At 52.3% G+C, this 23,625-nt stretch carries 25 protein-coding genes; 10 read left to right on the forward strand and 15 right to left on the reverse strand.

Annotated features, from left to right (window positions below; translation table 11 throughout):
* A partial coding sequence (locus JJL52_RS21685) for an ATP-dependent metallopeptidase FtsH/Yme1/Tma family protein (protein ID WP_202054299.1) occupies positions 1-157 on the reverse strand: 157 nt, incomplete at its 3' end.
* A 156-nt stretch (positions 158-313) separates the two neighbouring features.
* Positions 314-1,678: a sigma-70 family RNA polymerase sigma factor gene (locus tag JJL52_RS20060; protein WP_202054300.1), complete on the reverse strand. Its 1,365-nt coding sequence runs from the start codon at positions 1,676-1,678 to the stop codon at positions 314-316.
* Between the two features lie 401 nt (positions 1,679-2,079).
* Between JJL52_RS20060 and JJL52_RS20065 the strand changes: the two genes are divergently transcribed.
* Entirely contained in the window at positions 2,080-2,274 is a 195-nt protein-coding gene (locus tag JJL52_RS20065) for a hypothetical protein (RefSeq protein WP_202054301.1), read from the forward strand.
* A gap of 529 nt (positions 2,275-2,803) precedes the next feature.
* On the opposite strand, the gene JJL52_RS20070 is transcribed toward JJL52_RS20065, so the two are convergent.
* Complete coding sequence (locus tag JJL52_RS20070) at positions 2,804-3,157, reverse strand: HopJ type III effector protein (RefSeq protein WP_202054302.1); 354 nt, start codon at positions 3,155-3,157, stop codon at positions 2,804-2,806.
* Between the two features lie 73 nt (positions 3,158-3,230).
* Positions 3,231-3,716: an SsrA-binding protein SmpB gene (gene smpB / locus JJL52_RS20075; protein WP_202054303.1), complete on the reverse strand. Its 486-nt coding sequence runs from the start codon at positions 3,714-3,716 to the stop codon at positions 3,231-3,233.
* A gap of 106 nt (positions 3,717-3,822) precedes the next feature.
* On the opposite strand from smpB, the gene JJL52_RS20080 reads away from it, so the two are divergent.
* From JJL52_RS20080 to JJL52_RS20090, 3 genes are read left to right on the forward strand one after another with little or no spacing between them, the layout of a single operon-like run.
* The gene (locus JJL52_RS20080; protein ID WP_202054304.1) at positions 3,823-5,184 is read left to right on the forward strand and encodes a sodium-dependent transporter; all 1,362 of its coding nucleotides are present in this window, start codon (positions 3,823-3,825) and stop codon (positions 5,182-5,184) included.
* A gap of 2 nt (positions 5,185-5,186) precedes the next feature.
* On the forward strand, positions 5,187-5,618 hold the full coding sequence (locus tag JJL52_RS20085; protein ID WP_202054305.1) for a type II toxin-antitoxin system RatA family toxin: 432 nt from the start codon (positions 5,187-5,189) through the stop codon (positions 5,616-5,618).
* A complete protein-coding gene (locus tag JJL52_RS20090) occupies positions 5,611-5,913 on the forward strand; it encodes an RnfH family protein (protein ID WP_202054306.1) in 303 nt (100 codons plus the stop codon). The genes JJL52_RS20085 and JJL52_RS20090 overlap by 8 nt, the downstream gene beginning before the upstream one ends.
* A gap of 17 nt (positions 5,914-5,930) precedes the next feature.
* Here the strand turns inward: JJL52_RS20090 and JJL52_RS20095 are convergent, their stop codons facing one another.
* The 3 genes from JJL52_RS20095 to JJL52_RS20105 form a co-directional block, all read right to left on the reverse strand.
* On the reverse strand, positions 5,931-6,797 hold the full coding sequence (locus JJL52_RS20095; RefSeq protein WP_202054307.1) for an aldo/keto reductase family protein: 867 nt from the start codon (positions 6,795-6,797) through the stop codon (positions 5,931-5,933).
* Between the two features lie 152 nt (positions 6,798-6,949).
* Complete coding sequence (locus JJL52_RS20100; RefSeq protein ID WP_202054308.1) at positions 6,950-7,705, reverse strand: DUF8692 domain-containing protein; 756 nt, start codon at positions 7,703-7,705, stop codon at positions 6,950-6,952.
* Between the two features lie 254 nt (positions 7,706-7,959).
* On the reverse strand, positions 7,960-8,604 hold the full coding sequence (locus tag JJL52_RS20105) for an outer membrane protein assembly factor BamE (RefSeq protein WP_236994393.1): 645 nt from the start codon (positions 8,602-8,604) through the stop codon (positions 7,960-7,962).
* A 218-nt stretch (positions 8,605-8,822) separates the two neighbouring features.
* Here JJL52_RS20105 and fur point away from each other — a divergent pair, with 218 nt between their 5' ends.
* From fur to lolD, 3 genes are read left to right on the forward strand one after another with little or no spacing between them, the layout of a single operon-like run.
* Complete coding sequence (gene fur, locus JJL52_RS20110) at positions 8,823-9,239, forward strand: ferric iron uptake transcriptional regulator (RefSeq protein ID WP_202054309.1); 417 nt, start codon at positions 8,823-8,825, stop codon at positions 9,237-9,239.
* A 24-nt stretch (positions 9,240-9,263) separates the two neighbouring features.
* On the forward strand, positions 9,264-10,511 hold the full coding sequence (locus tag JJL52_RS20115) for a lipoprotein-releasing ABC transporter permease subunit (RefSeq protein ID WP_202054310.1): 1,248 nt from the start codon (positions 9,264-9,266) through the stop codon (positions 10,509-10,511).
* Positions 10,504-11,184: a lipoprotein-releasing ABC transporter ATP-binding protein LolD gene (gene lolD / locus JJL52_RS20120; RefSeq protein WP_202054311.1), complete on the forward strand. Its 681-nt coding sequence runs from the start codon at positions 10,504-10,506 to the stop codon at positions 11,182-11,184. The genes JJL52_RS20115 and lolD overlap by 8 nt, the downstream gene beginning before the upstream one ends.
* Before the next feature lie 347 nt (positions 11,185-11,531).
* Here the strand turns inward: lolD and JJL52_RS20125 are convergent, their stop codons facing one another.
* Complete coding sequence (locus JJL52_RS20125; RefSeq protein ID WP_202054312.1) at positions 11,532-12,098, reverse strand: DUF2062 domain-containing protein; 567 nt, start codon at positions 12,096-12,098, stop codon at positions 11,532-11,534.
* A gap of 158 nt (positions 12,099-12,256) precedes the next feature.
* Here JJL52_RS20125 and JJL52_RS20130 point away from each other — a divergent pair, with 158 nt between their 5' ends.
* Positions 12,257-14,488 carry a DNA internalization-related competence protein ComEC/Rec2 gene (locus tag JJL52_RS20130; RefSeq protein ID WP_236994394.1) on the forward strand — a complete coding sequence of 744 codons (2,232 nt, stop codon included), beginning with the start codon at positions 12,257-12,259 and terminating at the stop codon, positions 14,486-14,488.
* A 15-nt stretch (positions 14,489-14,503) separates the two neighbouring features.
* Here the strand turns inward: JJL52_RS20130 and JJL52_RS20135 are convergent, their stop codons facing one another.
* From JJL52_RS20135 to JJL52_RS20160, 6 genes are all read right to left on the reverse strand, one after another.
* On the reverse strand, positions 14,504-15,091 hold the full coding sequence (locus JJL52_RS20135; RefSeq protein ID WP_202054314.1) for a CDP-alcohol phosphatidyltransferase family protein: 588 nt from the start codon (positions 15,089-15,091) through the stop codon (positions 14,504-14,506).
* A complete protein-coding gene (locus JJL52_RS20140; RefSeq protein WP_202054315.1) occupies positions 15,088-15,840 on the reverse strand; it encodes an endonuclease/exonuclease/phosphatase family protein in 753 nt (250 codons plus the stop codon). Before JJL52_RS20140 ends, JJL52_RS20135 begins: the two co-directional genes overlap by 4 nt.
* 21 nt (positions 15,841-15,861) lie before the next feature.
* On the reverse strand, positions 15,862-16,356 hold the full coding sequence (locus JJL52_RS20145) for a CDP-archaeol synthase (protein WP_202054316.1): 495 nt from the start codon (positions 16,354-16,356) through the stop codon (positions 15,862-15,864).
* A gap of 270 nt (positions 16,357-16,626) precedes the next feature.
* Entirely contained in the window at positions 16,627-16,794 is a 168-nt protein-coding gene (locus JJL52_RS20150; RefSeq protein WP_202054317.1) for a hypothetical protein, read from the reverse strand.
* Positions 16,795-16,814: 20 nt separating this feature from the next.
* Positions 16,815-17,447 (reverse strand): transcriptional repressor LexA, encoded by a 633-nt coding sequence (gene lexA, locus JJL52_RS20155; protein WP_202054318.1) that lies wholly within the window; start codon positions 17,445-17,447, stop codon positions 16,815-16,817.
* 255 nt (positions 17,448-17,702) lie between these two features.
* Positions 17,703-17,864 carry a hypothetical protein gene (locus JJL52_RS20160; protein WP_202054319.1) on the reverse strand — a complete coding sequence of 54 codons (162 nt, stop codon included), beginning with the start codon at positions 17,862-17,864 and terminating at the stop codon, positions 17,703-17,705.
* A 532-nt stretch (positions 17,865-18,396) separates the two neighbouring features.
* Between JJL52_RS20160 and JJL52_RS20165 the strand changes: the two genes are divergently transcribed.
* Positions 18,397-19,458, forward strand: coding sequence for a catalase family protein (locus JJL52_RS20165; RefSeq protein ID WP_202054320.1), 1,062 nt, complete (start codon positions 18,397-18,399; stop codon positions 19,456-19,458).
* Positions 19,459-19,506: 48 nt separating this feature from the next.
* Here JJL52_RS20165 and JJL52_RS20170 read toward each other — a convergent pair whose 3' ends face one another.
* On the reverse strand, positions 19,507-19,899 hold the full coding sequence (locus JJL52_RS20170) for a c-type cytochrome (RefSeq protein WP_202054321.1): 393 nt from the start codon (positions 19,897-19,899) through the stop codon (positions 19,507-19,509).
* Between the two features lie 671 nt (positions 19,900-20,570).
* Here JJL52_RS20170 and JJL52_RS20175 point away from each other — a divergent pair.
* The gene (locus JJL52_RS20175; protein WP_202054322.1) at positions 20,571-23,330 is read left to right on the forward strand and encodes a C1 family peptidase; all 2,760 of its coding nucleotides are present in this window, start codon (positions 20,571-20,573) and stop codon (positions 23,328-23,330) included.
* The last annotated feature ends 295 nt before the right edge of the window (positions 23,331-23,625 follow it).

Genomic DNA, 23,625 nt, shown 5'->3' on the forward strand with positions numbered 1-23,625 from the left:
CGACGCGCGTGACCTGCTTCGCCTTGACCTTGGCGAGGAAATCCGAATAAGCGATGCCGTCCATTGCCGGCGGCGGCGCGCTGAAGCGATTGAATACCAATATCAAGCCGGTGATCAGGATCGACCAGAACAGCAAGTTATATAAATTGGATTTCATTTTTATCTCTCCTGACCCTTTCTGATTTTCAAGTTCTACATGCCGGAGTCCGATTCCGAAGCCGCCACGGTAAGACCCTAAAGGCGACGAATAACTTATTATTTTAATCAATTAATTAAGCACGGCCTTGTTTTTTTCAAGATCCGCAGGAATATTTTACAGAAAATTGCCTAGTTGCCTTCCATAATGGGATTTGATTTTATTCAATGCCGCCATCTCGATTTGCCTGACCCGCTCCCGGGTCAGATTCAATTCCGCCCCGATTTCCTTTAAAGTCTTCTCCCGTTCGGTATCGATTCCGAAATGTTGGCTGATGATCTTTGCCTCTCTCGGACTCAAAATCCTGAACGCTTGTTCAATCAACTGTTCAAGATCGGATTGCGCAAGCACGCCAAACGGGGTGGAAAAAACCTGCTGTTCGAGAAAATCAATGGGGGCATAGGTATCTTCGTCATCTTCCGAGGATGCCTCGATAGGCACCGCCGCCTGCGAAATCGCGAGAATCTTGTTGATTTCTTCAAGCGACAGGCCGGTATGCTCGGCCAGATCCTGCAGGGAAGGCTCCTTCCCGAGACGCAAAATGAGCTGCTCGCGATCCCGAAAAAACTTGTTGATCACGCCGATTTGCCCGCACGGAATCCGGACCACCCGTTCACAACGGGACAGCGCCCTGGAAATCGCCTGTCTGATCCAGTAACCCGCGTAAGTCGAGAACTTGAATCCAAGCCGGTAATCGTAACGGTCTGCGGCTTTCAGTAAACCGGTCTGCCCCTCCTGGACCAGATCATCAAAATCCAGAAAACCGCCTTTATACTGATTCGCAATATACAAAACCAGCCCGGAATTTGCGGTTACCAGCTGCTGGCGCGATACAAGCCAGAGGCGTTCCTTTGCAAACAGGCCATGAAGGTATTCATAGCGGTCTTTGTTTTCGGGAAAAAGCCATTCCCGCTCTCCGAAATGCTGACGGTCAAGTTCGAGAATCGCATCGAAATCCTTCCTGCTCTGCTTGACGTTGCGCTGTCTCAGGCGCGCGCCAAGCTTTCGCTTCCCGACACCGTCTTCCGTTGCTTGCAGAGCCGCATAGCAGTGTAAATCGACGAGTTGCGTCAGATCTTTGAATGAAAAGGGAAACCATTGCAAAGCCTGCTGCAGTTCCTGCGCCCGGGGATCTGCGCCTCCCTGAATGAACCGCTGATAAGACTGATGAATGACAGCAAGGGACGACTCCAATTCGGAGGATAGCTTCGGTTCGTCGTCGAGTTCCTGGGGTTCTTTGTCGAGCTGCCGTTCATATTCATTAAGCAGCCACAACGGAGTCAGCAAGGAACAAACCAGCGCATCGACCAACTCGGCTTTGCGGATTTTCAGCTCCCTTGCAATCAGCATATTCGATTCCCCCGTATTGAAGACGGGGCTTTCCGGCCTTTCCGCCGTCCCTTCAAACTCAGGGCTGACGGTTTTCTGATCAATCTCCTCCCGCAATTCCGAAAAATATCCTTCCGATATCGTGACAGCCATTTGCCTATCCTCCCCAAAATACTACTGAAATCAACGCTCGCAATATCCTCAAAAATAAAAAACATCCTTTTTGAAGCGCCGAAAGCCGTCCGCTGTTAACCGCTCGTAACCCTTAAAATACAAAAGCATATTGATTAAAAACCTTTACAATAATTATTCAATATGCTGAAAATCAAGAGCGGCTACTCGATTTTGTTTCCCCATTTGAATTCGACAACACTTTGATAAATTAGTTTATTTATTGCCGACCGCCCTCATTGATGAGGCGTGAGCGTGCTTGCAATTTAACAATTTTCATCTCTTGCGTCAAATAAAAAGTTATACAATATTTATACAAAGACATTCTAGGAAGCTGCTTTGTCAACTTTTTCAGGACCCTTCACACTTAAGGGAGCGATGAAATGGCGCATAAAAACCTTTTATCTCAAAAAAATCGAATACTGCGACTTTCCTTCAATGGACCACTTCTGACCGCCCACTTATCCGATAACGGTTTTCTTCAAGCAATCCAACGAGTGGCCGTTCATCAGGTTTTTATTGAAAAGGCCCCTGCAACATTCGTTGCAACGCAAAAATTTATCATTATGCACAACTAAGTACAACATTTACTTTACAAAAAGACAAGTATGACAAATAGCGCGGATTAATAGATAAAGCGGAAGACGAACCCGAAAGATCAGTCCAGAGAAAATAAAAGAAGATTCAGAGCCAAGGTCGCTGCAGACCTCGTTCTTATTCCGAGGACTTATCTGGAAAAAGCAGCTCGCCAGGAGGGGTGCGGAAACAACCGGAGGAAGAGATCCTCAGGAAGCGATAGCGGAAGAGGAATGAAAGTTAAACCTGGGGCTTCTGAGGCCGTACACAGATGGCCGCCCTATGGCCCAGTCATACCGGAAGACGGATCTCGGACCGGAGACGGGATAACAAGCAGCAGAAGGCGATGATTTTCTGCCAATTTTCGTCGACTGGAGTTTGCCTTTCAGGTCGGCCTTGCGGCATGAAAGGCTATTTATGATGAGTAGAAGGTTCGGTTCTTACGCACCCTTCACGGTCAAGAGCCGGAAGACACCGGAGCACATTTCCCGATGCCTTAAACGGCCGAAAGATAAGGCCAAGCCGTCCGAGTTATTTTTCTTCCAGAGGCATTTCTTCGAACTGTATCCCTTCCCAACCGTATTTTACGAAATTGCGGATATTTTGATGGCTTTTGCCTTCAGGATCTCCCAGAACATCCTGCCGGTAAAAATCGCCGAATAAACTCAAGGTTTGCCGTTTATCCAGATCGTGCAGCAGTGCAAAGGCGAAAATCTTGCAGGATCCTTCGTTGACTCCCGCCGAATTGACCAGGCGCTGCCCGCCCAGGCCGTTGCTGAATTCGACCGGGTGATAATCGTAGTGCTCGCTAATGATCGAAATCGTGTCCTGAAAGCTGACCGGTTCGTTTTTTCTAACTTTTTCTAGAAATTTGGCAAGGGACATCGGAAAAGTCGAGATGAAGGTTCAAGATAGGATGGGTTTAATTTCAAAAGCGATGCCGACAGCCGCCCAGCCGTCAACCGTGCTTCATGATCCGGGCTTTTTCGCGCTGCCAATCCCGGTCTTTCGCACTGGCGCGCTTGTCGTGCAATTGCTTGCCTTTCGCAAGACCGATTTCGAGCTTGGCGCGGCCGTGCTTCCAGTACAGCGAGAGCGGAATTATCGTGTAACCCTTGCGCTCGACGGAGCCGATCAACTTATTCAACTCGTGCCGGTTCAGCAGCAGTTTTTTGGCGCGCACCGCTTCGGGCTTGATGTGGGTCGAAGCGGACAACAGCGGCGAAATATGCGCGCCGGCTAGCCACGCTTCGCCGCGCTTGATGCTCACATAGCTTTCCTTCAATTGCACCTTGCCGTCGCGCAGGCTTTTAACCTCCCATCCTTCCAGCACCAGCCCCGCCTCGTAGCGTTCTTCGATGAAATATTCATGGGTCGCCTGCCGGTTGACCGCGATCGTGGAATTCTGCTGGTTCTTGTTCTTTTTGGATTTTTTATCGGCCATGAGGGACGAACTGTAATTTTCGACTGACGTAAAACAATAAATTTGTTATTTTACTCGATTAAACTCGATCCAGTGTTTTTTATATAGCTTCTGATAGGCATCCCTCATGGCGAATGTGAAAAAAACGATTCACGGCGAATGGTCGTCGCGCTTTGCTTTCATCCTAGCGGCCACCGGTTCGGCGGTCGGCCTCGGCAATATCTGGAAATTCCCGTATATTACCGGCGCGAACGGCGGCGGGGCATTCGTCCTGGTGTACCTGCTGTGCGTCGCGCTGATCGGAATTCCGCTGATGATGGCCGAAACGATGCTCGGCCGGCGCACTCGCCAGGATCCGATCAACACGATGGAAATCCTGACCGAGGAAGCCGGGGCGGATAAGAACTGGCATTACCTGGGCTGGATGGGGGTTGCGGCGGGGGTGATGATTCTGTCTTATTACAGCGTGATCGCCGGCTGGTCCACCGCTTATGTGCTGAAAGCGTTTACCGGCAGCTTTTTCGACGCCGACCCCGCCGTGATCAAAGCCATTTTCGACGATTTCGTCTCGAATCCGCTGCGCCTGACGTTCTGGCATTCGCTGTTCATGACCGCCACGCTGATGATCGTGGTGCGCGGCGTGAACAACGGGCTGGAACAGGCCGTACGCTACCTGATGCCGAGCCTGTTCGGCCTGATGATCCTGCTGCTGGGCTATGCAATGACCACCAGCGGCTATTTCGACGGCTTCAACTTCCTGTTCAAGCCGGACTTCAGCAAGCTGACCGGCGATTCGGTATTGACCGCGATGGGCCAGGCGTTTTTCACGCTGAGCCTCGGCATGGGCTCGGTAATGGTGTACGGCTCGTATTTATCTTCCGATGTTTCGATCGCGAAGACCTCGATCATTATCGCGACGGCGGACACCTTTGTCGCACTGCTCGCCGGCCTGATCATTTTTCCGCTCGTCTTTACGCACGGCCTGCATCCGGACTCCGGCCCGGGCCTGATCTTCAAAACCTTGCCGATCGCGTTCGGCTCGATGACCGGCGGCTGGTTTTTCGGGGTCCTGTTTTTTATCGTGCTGGCGATCGCCGCACTCACCTCCTCCATCGCGCTGATCGAACCTGCAGTCGCCTGGCTGGTCGAGAGCAAGGGCTACAGCCGCGAGAAAGCCTGTACCCAGGCGGGCCTTGTAGCCTGGGCATTAGGGCTCGGGACCGTGTTTTCCTTCAATATCTGGTCGGACGTGAAACTGTTCGAACGGACGTTTTTCGACCTGATCGATTATCTGACCGCCAACCTGATGCTGCCCGTTGGCGGCTTCTGCATCGCGGTATTTTGCGGCTGGATCATGCACCATCAGCATAGCGAACAGGAACTGAACCTGGGCCAGCCGCTAGGGTTCAAGCTGTGGATGCTGCTGGTCCGTTATGTCGCCCCGCTGGCGGTATTCCTCGTATTTCTGCATGTGGTAGGAGTGCTTTAAAAATGACCGTTGTGCAGAAAAGCGCGCTGGTCAGATTTTCCGCCAAGCAGATGTTCGATCTGGTCAACGACATCGAATCGTATCCGAAATTCCTGCCCTGGTGCTCGGACAGCCGGATCCTGAAGCGCGAAGGCGACATCGTCGAAGCCGAACTGACCATTTCGAAAGGCGGTTTCAAAAAATCATTTTCGACCAGAAACAAGATCGATCCCGGCGGCAAAATCACCGTTTCGCTGCTGGAAGGTCCTTTCACTTACCTGGAAGGCGTCTGGAACTTCATGCCGCTCCGCGAGGATGCCAGTAAAATCTCGCTCGATCTGGAGTTCGAAATGCCCGGCGTGCTGGCCAGCCTGGCCTTCGGCACCGTGTTCAACCAGATCTGCAACACGATGGTTACTTCGTTCACCGAACGCGCTAAGGCAGTCTATGCATAGTGCTCCTAATGGGCAGAATAAAGTGGTAACCGTAGAAGTCGCGTACGCGACTCGCGATGTCCAGACCCTGGTGACCCTGAAATTGCCCGCCGGCACGACGGTGGAGGAAGCGATCGAGGCTTCGGGACTGTTGATCCACTTTCCTGAAATCGATTTGGCCGTCAATCCGGTCGGCATCTTCGGCAAAGCTTGCCCTCTCGATCAGGAGCTCAAGACCGCCGACCGAATCGAAATCTACCGGCCGCTCCGACACGACCCGAAGGAGGCCAGAAGGCAGCGGGCGGTCAAAAGGTAAACGCCGCTCATCCTGTTCTAAAACGCAATATGCTTAATCAGCTCGATTTCTTCGTCGGCAAGCTCAAGCCGGTAGACTGCCAGATCTTCTATCATGTGCTGCGGGTCGGCGGTACCGGTCAGCGGGATCATCCCGAGCTGCAGTGCAAACCGGAACACCGCCTGTTCGACCGTACAGCCATGGCGTTCGGCGATTTCCCGCATTTCGCGGCGCCCTAACGCAGTCAGGTTCGCGGTCAAGAGGGAAAAACCTTGATAAATGATGCCGTGCGCGCGGCACAACGCCCGGATTTCCGCATCCCATCCCATGCGTGCAAAGCAGCGGTTTTGTACGAATGCAGGTTTGATATCGGCGTTCTTGAGCAGCAGTTGCAGTTGCTCGAGCGAAAAGTTGGAGACACCGATCAGCCTGACCCGGCCGGCTTCCTGCAGGTTTTCCATCGCGCCCCAGGCTTCCCAATCGGCCGGGGTCAAACCTCGGCCTGAAGCCGGGCCATGCAGCAGGTAGGAATCCAGATACTCGGTATGCAGGTGCACAAGCGAACTCTGCAAGGATTGCTCGACCTGCACCGCGTAACTGGCCTGCGGATCGTAAGGCAACCGATGATCCTGGCTCGAAACATAGGTGAATTTACTCTGCAGGAACAGACCGGTGCGCTGCAGTTTCCCTGAGGCCAATGCCCGACCGACCGCTTCACCGACGCCCTCTTCGAAATAATGGCGACGCTGATTCGCCGTATCGATCCCCAGGAAACCGGATTCGAGCGCCAAAGCGACCAGCTGCTCGGTTGCATTTTCTTTCCAGGCCGTCCCGTAAAGAAAAGTCGGCACGCTAACGCCCTGATGCTCGATCACCGGGCTAATCGTCGGGATAGGATTCGGCATGATCATTCCTCCTTTTTATGGCAACCAACCGATTAGACTGGCATTAACATCGATGATTGCATTGGGCTCGATTACCTCAGATCCCGGCTTTTATGAAAATCCTCATCGGGCAGGAAAATTAGGGAGGAAGCGCTTCGTTTTCACTTTCGCGATCAGACGGAAACGCCCGGATCAAAATTCGGCTTTTCTTCGCTCCACCTCAAAGGCCGAAATTTGATTTCCCCGAAATTGCCGACGAGATAGGCCAAAAGCGCGTCGATAAAAACAATCAGCCCCGCCATTTCGAGACTTTCCTCAAGGGTTGTAATCGCATTATAAGTCAGGCCGGCAGTACCGTTCAGTTCCGCGTACCAGCCTCCAATGAATTCAAAACCGATACTGCCTCCGAGATATAAAGAAGCCGCCGCTATAAACGTGAATCGGGTTGACTTGGGGAGACGCAATAAAAACTTCAAAAAAAACAAGCCCAGAAAAAAGACCAGCGCGACTCCGGGGATCACCCAGGCATAATAGAAAATTCCAAGGGAAGATTTTCCCCAAATAGCTCTAATAGGGTGAATCAATCTCTCATGGACCATGAAAACCTCGTCATACGCCATGCAGAGGAAGCCCGCCGCAAGCAATGCCCATTTGGAAATATCGGAATGCTGCCGCTTGCCGGCCAGAATGGCGATCGCAGCAAGAAGCAGCGCCGCAAAAATCATTAGCATGACAGAGAAATAAGTAGGCACATTGTATTCTTCGTCGAGATCGAAAAGCGGAAACAATGTTTTAACGTAATCATTATCGCTCCCTTGAAAGAATTGCATCAGGTCGCCTCCCAAGCTCGCAAATATTAAAAATAGCGCTACCGAACCCAATATACGAGTAATTAAAAACGGACCAGATCTCATTTGATTAACTTTCATCTATTTTTTATATTTCTTTGAAGTTTTGCCTATCCTCGGCGTTTCACCATACCCTTGCCCTCTATGGACGACAGTCCGGAGCAAACCGGCATACGACATCATGCCAGGCTGTTCTACCCGGTTCTGCGGCATTACAATCTTTTACCTCTGCAAACTGCCTTGACATGCAGACCATCCAGCCGAATAAAAGGTATTTCTAAGACTCAACCCCGAATTAAAGCTTATTTATCTATTTTAGAGCGAAAACATTAAGGTCAAGGGGCCTCCATCTTTTCAACATTCCGGTTCGGCCGATCAGTAGAAACGCCGTCGTCTGCGCTTTCCGCGTCATCCGGTGTAACGCCCTGCCCTTCGCTTTTCTGCGGTTTATCGGCTTCATCCGAATTCATCCAGCCGGTCAAACTTTCCCATAAACTTTTCGATTCCTCCGCGGGCCCACTCTCCGGTCCGGGCGCTTTCTCCTTCTCGTTTTCCTGCTGCGATGCGGCGTCAGACTTATCCGTACCAAACCATCCCTTGATTGTTCCCCATAAGCTTTCGTCGAGATTCCGTTTCGGCACCTCCACGGTAGCATCGGGGGAAGATTTGAGGACCGGCAATTTGCTCGGTTTGAAGTCGCCTTGCAAACCGACTATGTTGTCACCATCAAAAATCAAGATGAGTCTCTTCTGCTGCCGCGCTTCGCCGCCGGGCTGATTCGAGTAAAGATATTCCCATCGATTCTCGCGAAAAGATTCCTTCAGCATAGGCGACCCCATGATATAAAGCACTTGGCGCTTGCTCATACCGGGCCTGAGCTGGTCTACCATCGACTGATCCACAATGTTGCCCTGTTGCACATCGACCCTGTAGACGCCGGGCAGATTATTTAAAACCGTCGAACAGGAAGCAACCGCCATTCCGGCCAGCAGCGTAAAATAAAGTAAAGGCTTACGCATGAATCTCGGGTATCATAGAAAATGCTGCATCATACCTGATGTCAAAAAATAATCCTATTCGCCTTCATTAATAAGGCCTCATCGTCTTCAACTTCTCATCCCATTCACGGTCAAAAAAGGCTACAATGGCCTATTGCAATGGAAAAAACAGCTGATCTCGGCTCTATCGGAGATAATTAGTGGAATCGAAAGATTTAAGAGACGCCGGCCTGAAGGTTACCCTGCCTCGGGTCAAAATACTCCAAATTCTGGAAAATCAAGTAAATGACCGCCATTTGACCGCGGAACAGGTCTATAAAATCTTGCTCAGCGAGGATGAGGAAATCGGCCTGGCTACCGTTTACCGCGTGTTAACCCAGTTCGAAGCGGCGGGCCTTGTCACCCGCCACCATTTCGAAGGCGGCAACTCGGTCTTCGAACTGGCCAGCGGCGACCATCACGACCATATCATGTGCATCAAATGCGGCAAAGTCGATGAATTTTCCGACGAGGTAATCGAAAACCGCCAAAAAGAAATTGCCGAACAGATGGGTTACAAGCTGACCGACCACGGCCTCTACTTGTACGGTTATTGCCCGAACTGCAAAAAATCCTGACTTTCCCATCTCTCGCCCAACTTCATGTTTAAACCACTGATATTTTATATCGGCTTGCGCTACACGCGCGCCAAACGCCGAACGCAATTCATTTCCTTCATTACGCTGACGTCCGTTTTCGGGATTGCGCTCGGAGTCACCGCGCTGATTACCGTACTGTCGGTGATGAACGGCTTCGAAGCCGAACTGCGCGAACGAATCCTCGGCATGACCTCGCATGCCACGGTCACCGGACTGAACGGCCAACTCGACAATTGGCCGGAAGCGGAGACGAAAATCAAGAATCAACCGCACGTCGAAGGCGCTGCTCCGTTTATCAGCGGTCAGGTGATGATCAACGCCGACCGCCGCGTCAGCGGCACGATGCTGAACGGCATCCTGCCCGATTATGAAAACAAGGTTTCCAAGGTCGGCGCAAACATGGTATCGGGACGCCTGGCGGATTTGACTGCGGGCAGCTACAACATCGTACTCGGCGCGGAACTGGCCAATTATCTCGGCGTGATCGTCGGCGACAAGATCACCGTGATCAGTCCGCAGATCAATTCGACGCCGGCAGGCATATTGCCGCGCATGCGCCGCTTCACCGTCACCGGCCTCTTCAAGGTCGGCATGTACGAGTACGACCGCAACATGGCGTTGATCCATCTCGACGATGCGGCCAAACTGTATCGAATGGATTCAGCGGTTTCGGGCCTCCGCATCAAACTTGACGAAATCTTCAATGCGCCCCGGATTACCCGCGAACTGGCGTCCAATTTCTACGGCGAGTACGTGGTCAGCGACTGGACGCAGGCCCACAGCAACTTCTTCCGCGCGGTGCAGACCGAAAAACGGGTGATGTTCATCATTCTGTTGCTGATCGTCGCGGTCGCCGCCTTCAATATCGTCTCGACGCTGGTGATGGTGGTCACCGACAAGCGCGGCGACATCGCGATCCTGAAAACCCAAGGTCTGACTTCGCGCGCAGTGATGGGCATCTTTGTGGTGCTCGGTACGATCATCGGGGTGACCGGCACGGCTCTCGGAACAATCGGCGGCATTACATTAGCCTTGAATGCTAGCACTATCGTGCGTAAAATCGAGACCTTTTTTCAGGTCAATTTTCTCCCGGCCGACGTGTATTACATCAGCGAATTGCCCTCCAAACTGGTGCTAACCGACGTGTACGCGATCGCTGGAATGGCTTTTCTGCTTTCCCTGCTCGCCACGCTGTATCCCGCCTGGCAGGCCGCCAAAGTCAACCCTGCGGAGGTCTTGCGCTATGAATAACACTGCAATACTCGAATGCCGGCAATTGACCAAGCGCTACACGCAGGGCGAGCTGGACGTCGAAGTCCTGCGCGGCGTGGATTTGAAGATCGGCGTGGGTGAACGCGTCGCCATCATGGGGGCTTCGGGGTCCGGCAAGAGCACGTTGCTGCATCTGTTGGGCGGACTCGAAAAGCCCAGCGGCGGCCAAGTTGTGCTGGACAATATCGACATCAACAAAATCGGCTCCTCGGGCCTGGCAAAGCTTAGAAACCGCGCGCTCGGCTTCGTCTACCAGTCCCATCACCTGCTGGGCGAATTCACCGTCCTGGAAAACGTCGCGATGCCGCAGTTGATCGGCGGAAAAACGGTCAAGGAAGCGTCCGAAAGCGCCGTGGAACTGATCAGGCGCGTCGGGCTCGGCCACCGGATCGAGCACAAGCCCAGCGAATTGTCGGGCGGCGAAAGGCAGCGTGCCGCCATCGCCAGAGCCTTGATCAACAAGCCCGCACTGGTCATGGCGGACGAACCGACCGGCAACCTGGACAGCAAAACCGCCCATCAGGTTTACGAATTGATGCTGGAATTAAATCAGGAAATGAACGTCAGCTTCCTAGTCGTTACGCACGACCATGAGCTGGCTTCGAGAATCGGCCGAGTACTGCACATGGAAGACGGTTTGATCGTTTCTTAGGATTTGGACGGAAATAACTTCCCGGTTTTAATATGTTCACATTGCGTAGCTTTTCAGCGCATATGCGTTCAGCCCCTCCTCTTTGAAAAAGCGGGGTTAGGGAAGATTTATTGAACAAATCCCCTTTGATCCCCCTTTTTCAAAGGGGGAGGTGAGCGCTTATTTCGGCCGATCTGTAGCCTACCGATTTCGGGAAATTATTTGGAACAAAATCCTTAAAACGGTCACGCCGCTGATTTCCTCTTCCCCAGCCGGAAGAGGGAGATCATGCCGCAGAACTTTAGCCGCTTATTTTATCCGGTAGGAACTACGGCGATTAGGCAAAACCTTTTGCAGCTCTGCCCTTTCTATGACTTGCGCCAGTAAGTACATTGGAACGGCCGGATTCTATCGGACCTTTTTTTCCTCTCGGCCCATTTTTTGGTAATGTGCGCCCGCCAAAAATATTGAATGCCGAAATAGCCGGCGGCTGAAGAAATCACCCCCAGTATCAGGCAGCCCAACAGAAACGGCTGCCAGACCTCTCCCAATTCGGAGAGCATATTGCCGACCGAAAAATCGGCGCTTTGCTCGGTGGCCGGGGTATTCATGAACAACAGCCCGACCCGGTAGGCAAAATAAAACAAAGGCGGCATCGTTATCGGATTGGTCAGCCAGACCAACGCCACCGATAAAGGGATATTCGAACGGAAATAAATGGCGGCGACCGCAGCAAATACCATTTGCGTGGGCAGCGGAATCCAGGCGCAAAACAGGCCAATCGCAAAAGCCTTCGCGACCGAGTGCCTGTTCAAATGCCACAGATTCGGTTCGTGCAAACTGTCGCCCAAAAACTGCAAGTGCTTATGTCGCTTGATCACGTCGTGATCGGGAACGAGCCTGTCCAGAAGCCGTTTTACCAATTGTTTTGCCATAATGCCTAGAGAATGCCGCTGATGCCTGAGAGCGCCCGTGCAGGGCGGAAAAGGCCTCTGTCAAGCGTGACTTAAGTGTAACAGTTTTTTAATTGCGCTAAAAAAATATTGCCGACAGCCTTATGATCATCGCGGCGATCAGCTATTTGATAGGGGTTATGCTGATTCAACAGTTCCCCGATATGACCCGGGCAGGCTATCTCTTGTTCCTCGTGCCCGTATTCGGCTTTGCGTTATGGCGGCGCCATTGGGCTGTAGCATTTATCCTGTTAGGGGTGTTCTGGGGAACCGGTTTTGCGCTGATCCGTTTACACGACCGGCTGCCTCAGGCGCTGGAAGGCACCGATCTGAGAATCACCGGACGGATCGCCAACCTGCCTGACGCAGGGGATAAAAACTTACGCTTCGATTTCGCGATCGCCGAGCCGGCGTCGGAATTCCCTTCGCGGATCCGGCTCACCTGGTATCGACCGGATCGCCCGGTGAAAGCCGGACAAACCTGGACTTTTACGGTCAAGCTGAAACGCCCGCACGGCACCGTCAATCCGGGCGGGTTCGACTACCAGCGCTGGCTGTTTACCGAAGGCATCGGCGCCACCGGTTACGTGCGAACCGGCCCACCGCCCGTGTTGATCAAAGAAGCCGGCTATACCCATATATCCGGCTTAAGGCAAATGATCGCCGACCGGCTGAGCGAACTCTTGACAGGCTCGCCCAGCCTCGCGCTGCTCCGGGCACTCATGATCGGCGATGGCAGCCGGATTACGCAAGCGCAATGGGATATTTTCAGAAAAACCGGAACGACCCACCTGATCGTGATCTCCGGTTCGCACATCGGACTGATCGCGGGCTTTGTCTATTTTCTGACGCTCAAGGGCTGGGCTCGGACCGGCGTGTTACGCTGGCCGCCGCCAAGAATCGCGGCGTTCGTAGCGCTGATTGCGGCCGTGTTTTATACGTTTCTCACCGGTTTTGCGGTCCCGGCGCAACGTGCGCTGATCATGCTGACCATCGCGATGACGGCGGTGATCGGCCAGAGGAACAGCCGGCCTAGCGACACCCTTGCCGCCGCTTTACTCGGCGTACTGATCCTCGATCCTCTCGCGGTCTTGTCGACCGGCTTCTGGCTCTCATTCTTTGCGGTCGGACTGATCCTGTTTACGGTCGCGGGCCGCCTGGCCAAACCGAAACCGTTCGGCACGGCGGTCAAATTACATGGAGTCACATCGCTCGGGCTTGCGCCTTTCCTGTTGTTTTTTTTCCAGCAAATCACTTTTATCGCGCCCTTCGCGAATCTTCTGGCCGTGCCGGTGATCAGCCTGGCCGTTTTGCCTTTGGCGCTCCTCGGCCTGTTGCTCCTGCCGCTGTCCCCGGCTCTCGCCGGCCTATTGCTGTTGCCGGCCGACTATATCTTGCGGGGCTTGATGTGGCTGCTCGATTTAATGACGCAGATTCCGGCCGCAACCATCAGCCATTCCGCGCCTCCCTACTGGGCGCTACTGACTGCGATACCGGGCGCCTTTTGGCTGCTCGCGCCGTTCGGAACGCCTTCGCGCTGGCTGGGCGTGCTAATGATAGCGCCGCTAATTTTCACTGCCTCCGACCGGCCGGCGGCCGGTGAAATCAGGATGGCCCTGCTCGATGTCGGCCAGGGGCTTGCGGTGGGTATACAAACCGCCGGCCACTGGCTGGTGTACGACACCGGCCCGCAGTTTTCGCCCGAGAGCGATATGGGACGCAACGTGGTACTGCCTTATCTGCACAGCCGGGGCGCCGACAAGATCGACACACTGATCGTCAGCCACGGCGATAACGATCATATCGGCGGCGCGCGCTCGATTTTGCACGGGCTGCCTGTCGCACGCCTCCTAACCAGCGCGCCGGAAGTCCTGGCCGAATATGCGCCTACCCTATGCAAAGCAGGACAAACCTGGCGATGGGATGATGTGGATTTTACGATGCTTGCTCCCGAACAAATCGACCCGGCAACCGATAACAATAATTCCTGCGTGTTGAAAATCCGCTCCCGAAACGGCGCAATTCTATTGACCGGCGATATCGAAGCCGTCGCAGAATCCTGGCTGATCCACCGCTACGGGCCTGCTTTACGCGCAGATATCCTGGTCGCCCCCCATCACGGCAGCAAGACGTCTTCGACCCAGGCATTTTTAGAGACTGTAAAACCTCGATATGTCCTAATTCCTGCCGGCTACCGGAACCAATTCGGCCATCCCCATGCCGGCGTACTCGCGCGCTACGAAAAAATCGGGGCAAAATGGCTGAAGAGCGCCGACAGCGGGGCCATTCTGGCCGATCTGTCCGAACACGGCCTCACCGTAAAAACGTATCGGGAACTGAATAAAAAATATTGGAGAGCCGGAAGCGAATAATTTCCGCATCCAAGGTCAGGACTGGCGTTTTTGCAGCACATTCCAAAGCGAACGCACATTCGATTCAGGCGACGGCAATAATAAAGTAATGGTGATTTCCTCAAGTGCCGCAGTCAGCGAGACGAAAGCCGCGATCCTGAGCGGCCAGACGATGCCGCCCAAAAACAGAATGAACAGAGAAACGCCGACCACTACCGCGGCCACTTTGACCAGCCAGGTATGGTAACTGGTGAGTCTGCCGAACTTGATCATGCCGGCCGCAGGCGGGGCGATGCAACTGCCGACGATCATCAGGACATACAGCCATTCGCGCATGACCAGATCGGGCCATAGCCAGAAGCTACAGACCGCGATCGTCATATAGGTCAGCAAATCGGCAAAACTGTCGAGCGTGGCGCCGAATTCGGTCACCTGCCCGGTTAGGCGGGCCGCAAACCCGTCCAGTACGTCGCTCAGAAAAACCAGCGCCAGAAGACCCATGAAAGCCCGGTCATGGCCGAACCAGGCAAAGGCCAGTAAACCGGGCGCCGCAACAAAGCGGAAACAGGTCAGCAGATTGGGGAGAGTCCATAAGGACCGGAAAAAAGGTTGATTGCCGTTCATAAGCTAAACGACGCCGCCAACGGGGCATGATCGGAAAGCCTGCGCCATGGCGCGCCCGCCAGCCGCTCGCACCCGACCGGAGTCAATCCGCGGAAATAAATCCGGTCCATCGGTAAAAGCGGCATCCAACAGGGAAAGGTCCGCGCATAGTCGCCATGCGTCACATGAAAAACCTCTTTCAGCCCGAGGTGCCGTTCAAAATGCCGTTCCGCCTGGCTAAGCCAGTCGTTGAAGTCGCCTGCGACGATCAGCGGCGCGTGATGCGGCACGTGTTGATCGATTCGCTCGCTCAACCGGTCAAGCTGCGCGCGCCGCTCGCGGCTGGTCAATCCGAAATGTATGCACACGATATGCACCTCCTTATCCGTGTCCGGCATACGGATCACGCCATGCAGCATGCTCCGGCTGGCCCAGGGAAACGGCGAAACATTGATGTTTTCCCAGCTGACGAACGGAAAACGGCTCAAAATCGCGTTGCCGTGGTGGCCAGTCTTGTACACCGCATTCTTGCCGTAAATATAAAACGGCCATACGCCTTCGGCGATAAACTCGAATTGCGAAATCGCCGGCCAATTTTCGACTTCCAGCGCATGAAGATGGTGCTCTCCCTGCATTTCCTGCAGAAACAGCAGGTCGGCTCCCGCCTCTTCCAAGGCTTCTTTCATCTGATGCAGAACGAAGCGCCGATTGCCCGGATTAAAGCCCTTATGGATATTGTAAGTTAAGACCTTCAGGCCCGGTTTATTCATACTCCCCGCACCGCGGAAGAACTACGGATGTTTACGCAAACGCCATTTGACCAAAACAGGCGAAAGCCATTCTTCAATCAAATAAAAAGCACCCACTGAAATAACGATTTCAAGCCAGCCGATGCCCAGGCTCGATTTTACCATTAACAGCGGAAAAAGCGACTCGGGCACCGTATCGAGGCCGCGCACATGGCGGCCCTCCTCCATACCTAACCGCCTTTTGCAAAAACTGGCCAGCAAATCGCCACACAGGGTACCGGCCGCGACGAATAGACCGGTAAGCGGACCATGCCCCAACACATAAGCAGCCACAGGCGTTGCCGCACAGGCGGCGAATAGGCCGCGCCATGTTTTCGCCGCCCCAAATAAAGGATTACCGTCGCTTAACCGAAGACCTCCGTCTATCGGCTTCATAGCATAAGGACCTGCTAATGCACTCAGTAATACCGGGGCACCGTTCGCAGCCAGAAGCAGAAACAAGGCGTCAAAGATAACGCTCAAACTTAAACTGTCCATTATACATTTCCTGCCCGGCCGGGAAAGTGCGCAATAGCCGGCTGCCTCGAAAACCGGAGCAAACTGCTGCGTGTTTATCCGCTTCCCAGTCCTTGTCCTTTATTACGTAAAAAAAGCTGAAAACTTTTTCAACCCCCGAAAACGACTATCCATTGCTTATATAACCTGTTATTTCGAGGAATCGGTGCCGAAAACCGACCGAACAAGGCTTGGACACGACTTCCCCCGAATTTATCGAAGGGCTTGCTTCGAAACAGGCCGGACGACAACCTATCTGAACAACGCCGCCACGTGCTGCCAATAGACGCCCATCATAAAACATCCTCCCATCAGACCCAATTTGCACAGCCAAAAATCCATCCATGGCCGATCATAGTGCGTCATCACGGATTTGACTTTATTCTTCACTTGATCGTGCATGTGATATTTTCTTTGCATAGTAGTTCTCCTCGGATTAATTACTTAAAAGAACGGTAACTCCGCATTTGGCCGACTACGACGCCCTGAATGGCAATCTGGTCCGGCCGGTAAATCATCGCCTGCATACCGGCATTGGCCGGAATCAGCATGACGCTGTCCTGATTCTGTTGGATATATTTCAATGTCGCTTCCGCCTGATCGATCAGAGCGACGACAATCTCCCCGTTGTCGGCATAACTGCGCTGCTCGACCACCACCCAGTCGCCGTCGAAAATACCGGCCTCGATCATCGAATCGCCCTTGATTTGCAAGACATAGCAGGGCTTGTCGGATTGCAGTGCCTCCGGTACTGTCATGTATTGAATGTTTTCGACCGCTTCGATCGGCCTGCCGGCGGCAATCTTTCCCATTAACGGTAGACTGTGCACATGATGGGGCCGCGATAAACGCAACGCAAACTCAGTCAATCTGACGCCGCCCTGTTTATTGCCTTGAAAAGGCTCTACTAACCCGGCATCGATCAAAGCCGACACATGCTTATGAAGCGATCCGCGCGATGCCATGCCCAGTGCGGCGCATAATTCTTCGAGCGTCGGCGGATAGGCGAAGTTAGCATAGTTTTCGCATAAAAAATCGAAGATTTCCCGTTGCCGCCGGCTTAATTCATTCATCCTGTGACCCTCCTTGCTAATACCGGAGACAGAATATCAAATCCGCCCCGAAAAGAGAACACAAAGAGAACACAAGCTTTAAATGTTTATTTTAAACTCATGAATAAAAAAGAATAAGGACTAATCCGAAACTCGCGATTAGCGGCAGAATATGCGGTTCGCGGCCTTCATCAGCCCTGGTTGCCCAAGGGTAAGCGATTTAAATCTATACATCGCAAGGAGTTTTCCCTTAAAGCCGGAGCGGAACGCTTGCCCTCAACACCCACAGCTTTTCGGGCGGACAACATATCGTTTTCCCGAAATACCGGCCAAGCCGATTTCATCGAAATCAAGCATAAAACCAGGACGCTTCTTTTTGGAAAGCCTAATCTGCAGCCCCTCGTTGAGGACAGGCTTCAACTGGAATGCTTCAATCATGATGTTAGACGCTTATCCCTGATTATAAACGCTAGATTATATATTTCTCATATAAAAAAGTTAATTGAAAAATAAATACTTAGGAATTTCAACAAGAGAGAGCTAATGCAATTTTCACATCTAAAAATGGTAATCGCTTAATGTAATTTTAATTTTTTATTGATATCATCAAAAATTGAATGATATATGACGCTTGTTTTTTTAATTGAAGCATTTAAAATTTTAATTATCGGCATAATAAGAATTAATCTACACCGATTGGCCTTCCGAAGACTCTATTCCTGGCGCCCTCTGCAACGTCCCGTGTATAGGCATGATTTATGAATGGAGCTATCTTAATCGAAGGAGTAAAGGGCAAAAAATTGAAATTGTCGAATAACTTAGGATTGTAGACTGTGTGCGAATTTTTTCAAAAACTTCACTTGGGGAGCTGCCATGCCTAAACTTCCTAAAAATTCCGCCCCCCCCTTTCGAGCACATACCCGATCCCGATCTGGAAAACCGTCTGATTGACGAGATTGCGGATATTCTGGTGAAACTTCTTAAAAGACGTTATCCGCTTACCGAGGAACAACGGAAGTTTCTGAGCGAAGATTATATGGAGTCTATCCGGGTGCTCCGAGGCGTTGATCCCAAATCGCACGGCTGTGTGAAGGCAGTCTTCCAAATCGATCCTGAGCTGCCGAAGGAATATCGGGTCGGTTTGTTCGACAAGCCCGGAAAACGCTATGAATCCATCATCCGGTTTTCCAATGCGTCCAACCTGGTAAATCCCGATATCGACAAATCCGGAAAATACGGAAGCAGCGGCATGGCGATCAAAATGTTCAATGTCAGGGAAAACGTATTGAGCAAAGATCAAGGAGGGCATAACCAGGATTTTTTGATGATCAATCAGCCGAATTTTGCGTTTGCGAATATCGAAGATTTTCATCGGCTGCATCGGATTCCGAACATGCAAAATGACAGGCCGAAGGTTTATTTCCCCCCGCTCCGCCTCAGGGATCCGACATTGGGCGATATCGAGAAAAAAGCAATCATGAAATATATGGAAGAGGAAATGATCGAATCCGACGACATTCAGCCCATCCTGCCAACCTTCAGAATCGTACAGTCGATCCAAACCACGCCGATCGCCAATCCATTGGGCATTTCTTATTTCAGTGCCGCACCGTTTCTTTTCGGGCCCGACCGTGTCATGAAGTTTTCCGCCCGCCCTCGTATCGAAATACCGCCGATCAAAGTTCCGCAGCCGTCGGCGGATAATTATCTCCACAATTCGCTCATCGAATCCCTGAAAGGAAACGAGCCGATCGTTTTCGATTTTCTCGTACAAGTCAGAAAAGACGTAACTAAAGCGGATATCGAGGATGCAACAACGATATGGGATGAAAAAGTCCATCCGTTCGTCGAAGTGGCCACGATTACGATCCCTTCACCGCAGGAGATCGACAATCCCGAAACGATCGACCGTTGCGAACGATTAGCGTTTACTCCATGGCACGCCCTGCCCGAACACCAGCCGATCGGCGGTATCAATCGGTTGCGAAAAAGGATTTATGAGGTTTCGGCTCAATACAGACTGAACAAATAGCACGGGAACCTCGTCTGCCGGCTTCTGCAAGCAGCCCGCCGACTTCCCTTACAGAATTTTCAGGTATTCCAGCAACGCGGCTTTTTCCTCTTCCGACAGCTTCGTGCCGAACTCATGACCGCAGCGGCTGTTGCCGGATTTGGCGTGGCCGCCTTCGCAATCGGTCGTCTTCAGCACATAATCGAATTTGCTTTGCTCGACCGCCAGCCCGATTTTTTCAGGATCGTAGGCCGGGCCGATTTTGAACTCGGCAGGGCGATTTTCGACCGGTTCCAGCAGTGCCGCCAGCGTCGGCACCGCGCCGTTGTGCAGGTAAGGCGCCGTTGCCCAGATGCCCTCCAGGACACGCGATTCGTAGGCAATCGCCGGATTCGGAGCGGTGAATTTATCCTTGCAGCGGTAACCGTCGGTTGGAGCCTTGGCAGCCCTAGGCGTCGACACCGTTGAAATGTTTGGAAGTCAATTGGCTAGTGAGTCAATTTGGCTCAGGTAAAGAGCGAGCCCGTACATTATCAGAGTTTTGTCCGCGCCGGTATTGGCTTGTCGCCCGTTCAGGATAAGATCAATAACAATATCTACATTTATAATCAACAAGTTGTCTGAAAAATACAAAGTCTATTCAAAGCGGAACTAATGATTATACGATGCAGCAAATTGCCGATGCTTTCGCGGGGCATTTCCGCTGTCAGCAGAGCGCTCCATAAAACTTCACTCAAAAATGTCTGATTGCAAGGCCTGACACCTTCCCCCTCTGTGCCCTCCGCACCCTCTGACCAAGCTGCAGCAGAAAATCTCCGGTTGCTTCCACTCGCCACAAGACCCGACATCTTTTGCGGTGTCTGTAGCTATTCGTCGACTTGCCGCAAAAACCAGGTCTCGACGATTCAGGCTCTCACCCTGCTTTTCGAAGGCAAGTTGACTGATTTTATCCTGTAGTACCGACCTGCTTTAAAAACTTGAGATTTTAAAGAGGCTGAATATTTACAAAAATTCAAACTTAGAATTGCTGTTAAAACCCCGTATCGCTTGACTCTGTTTATTGCTGAGCTTTAGAATGCCGATCACTGATTAAGCCCGGAAGCTTAAATTCTCATTTTTGAAAGGGCCTCGCAATGTTTGATAATGTTTCACCCTATACACTGAAATGCGAGCGAATTGAGCGATTACGCCCGTTCAAAAGCATTATTTCGTTAGCCCAGGGACTTTTAGGGCTGGGAATTTCAATTTTATTGCTGGGAAGCAGTACGGCACAGGCTGCGCCTAAGCGCGATTTGTCCTTAGCCGTAACCGCTACGCCTGATTCGGTTATCGTGAACGGGGATTTGACATTTACCTTAGTTGCGACTAATGCCGGTCAGGAAGATGTGAAGAATGTAGTTCTAACTGATCAACTGCCACTGGATGTGACATTCAAATCTGCGTCGTCTGATTGTAAGTTCGCTAACAAGAAAGCGCAGCGCAAAAACAAGCTCACCTGTAAAGCCAAGCGGATTCCACCGGGCGGAAATGTAGTCTGGTCAATTCTGGTGACGCCAACGCAGATAGGTCAGTTGAGTAATAGCGCCACGGTCAAATTCGGTCAGCGCGACGCCACTCCTTTAAACAATACTGCCACTGCAACCGTGCAGATTCTTCCACCCGGCAATCAGCCGCCTAGTGCGGCTGCTCTGAGCCAAACCGCCGATCCTGCCCTGCCGTATCTGGATCTGCAATTGAACGGCAGTGATCCTGATAATGACACGTTGACCTATGAATTGGTTTCGCCTTCCAATGGGACGGGTTACACGCTTGCCTATGTCAATGCGGATACCGGCAAACTGTACATGAGCTTTACTCCTGGGTTTGAAGGCCAGATTACGCTATCTTACCGGGTCACGGATGGCAATTTATTCAGTCCCGAGGCGCAGATACAAATATTTGTGGAGCCTGATACCGGAGATAAAGGTACCGGCGGCAAAGAGATCGACCCCAGTCTTTATGCCAATTTTGATCGCGCGCGTCTGGCCTCAAATCTATTCGGCTCGCCTGGGACGTCTCCTACCGAACCCCCGTTGGTGGATCTCAGCTCGAATTTTCCTACCCCCGGCGACCAGGGGCAGCAAGGCAGCTGTGTAGGCTGGGCCACGACTTACGCGCTGAAGAGCTACCAGGAAGGTGTTGAAATGGGTTGGGCGCTCAATACGCCTTCCCGGTTATTCAGCCCGGCTTATGTCTACAATCAGATCAACGGCGGCCAGGACGGCGGTTCGCAAATTTACGATGCGTTGGATTTGATAATCAATCAAGGCGCTGCGACATTGGCCTCTATGCCTTATTCCGACCGGGATTTCACTACCCAGCCTAATCAGACGGCCCGCAACGAGGCGGCTAAATTCAAAGCCGTTCGACGTAGCACACTAAACGGCATCAGTGATATCAAAGGAGCGCTGGCGCAAAGAAAGCCCGTGGTGCTCGGTATCGAGGTGTTCGACCAGTTCTATCAATTGAAAGGGACTAATTCCGTGTATAACTCCACGGCCGGCAGTAATACCGGCCAGCATGGCCGGCATGCGGTCACCGCCGTTGGCTATGATAATAACCATCCCTCCGGTGGCGCATTGCGCGTGATTAACTCATGGGGCACACAATGGGGAGACAATGGCTTTTTCTGGTTACCCTATGATATGGCTCCGAAAGTAGTTTTCCAGGCCTGGACATTGGAAGATGGCCTGAATACCGATGTACCGGTCAATCCGGACCCGCCGCCACCGCCGCCGCCACCCGGTAACCTACCGGACCTGCAAGTGCAAAGTTGGAATGCGAACCTCGATTTCAGTATCGGCGGAAATGGCCAATTGGAGTGGCAGGTCATCAATTCAGGACAGGGAGACGCTCCTAGCGGCGTAACGGTCAGTCTTCTGCTATCCAAGGATGCGACCATCAACGCCAGCGATACTTACGTCGTTTACGAAGAAATACCTTTTGCAATGGGGACGGGTGACGGCGCCTTTCGCAGTATTAACGGAGGTACCGGAATACCTTTCCAGATTCCACAAACCATAGAACCGGGCAATTATTTCATGGCCCTTGCGGTTGATGATTTGGATAGGGTGGCGGAGTCGGATGAATCAAATAATATCTCGCTGAGTACTGGCGCTGTCACGCTGAGCGACAATCAGCCCGACTTAGTTGTCGAAGCTTGGTATGCCGACTGGAATGATTTCACGGGAGTGGGCAATCTAACTTATAGTATCTATAACATAGGCGCTCAAACTGCGCCGGCTGGCTGGCATCTCGGTTTGATGTTGTCGCCCTTCGATACTCCCGCAAACGCCTATATCCTATTCGAGGAATCGGTACCTTTCTCACTGGACGTGGGGGCCTGGGTCTACAGGGATTCCGTCTCTTCGGCAACATTCAATTTGTATCGCGATACTCTTTCGCGTCCGATACCAGCCGGCGTTTACTACATGATCCTCAATGCAGACAGCAAAGACCAAATTGCCGAATCCAATGAGTTGAACAATGAATCTTTTTCTTGGGGTTATATCACCATCGGTTTCGGGGGGCAGTCGAACATAAGTGCTACAGCTCAGGCATCGAAGTCTGCGAATACCTCTTCATACAGCGCCGGCAACGGCACTGAGCGGCGCTCTGTTGCCTACAACGGAAAACGGCTTCCTGAAAAAGGCATCAAGGTACGCCAAGTCCGTATCAGTGACAATCTGAGCGGTGGACGTACGCTGGAATTTTTGGATCAAGCGGACGAGCCGATTGAAGGCCTGCCGAATCATGATCAAAGTCGAAAATTCCATAAGACACTGCATGCCCACGATAGAGTCGTGTTTCCTGTAAGGGAATTATTACCCATGCCGGCAGTGCCGTCTCAATAAGGAACAGACGATGCAAAGAGGATATTCATACGAATTGCGGTTAGCAGCCGGTGCGATGAGTCTTTTGCTTGGTGCTTGTGCATCGGCTGCTACGCAGCCAGAACATGGGCAGAACATCAAACTGCCTAATCCGGCGGTGGCCAAATGCATAGCCGACGGTTGGCGGACAGAGCCGGTACTAAGCAATGGCGTTCCTACCGGTACGGTCTGTGTCGATCCGGAGTCAGGGCAGCGTTGTGAGGCTTGGGCATATTTTCGCGGTGAATGCAGGGCTGCGGGGTCCGCAACGCAGCGT

The sequence above is a fragment of the Candidatus Methylomicrobium oryzae genome (genome assembly GCF_016745425.1).
Taxonomy (GTDB): Bacteria; Pseudomonadota; Gammaproteobacteria; order Methylococcales; family Methylomonadaceae; genus Methylomicrobium; species Methylomicrobium oryzae.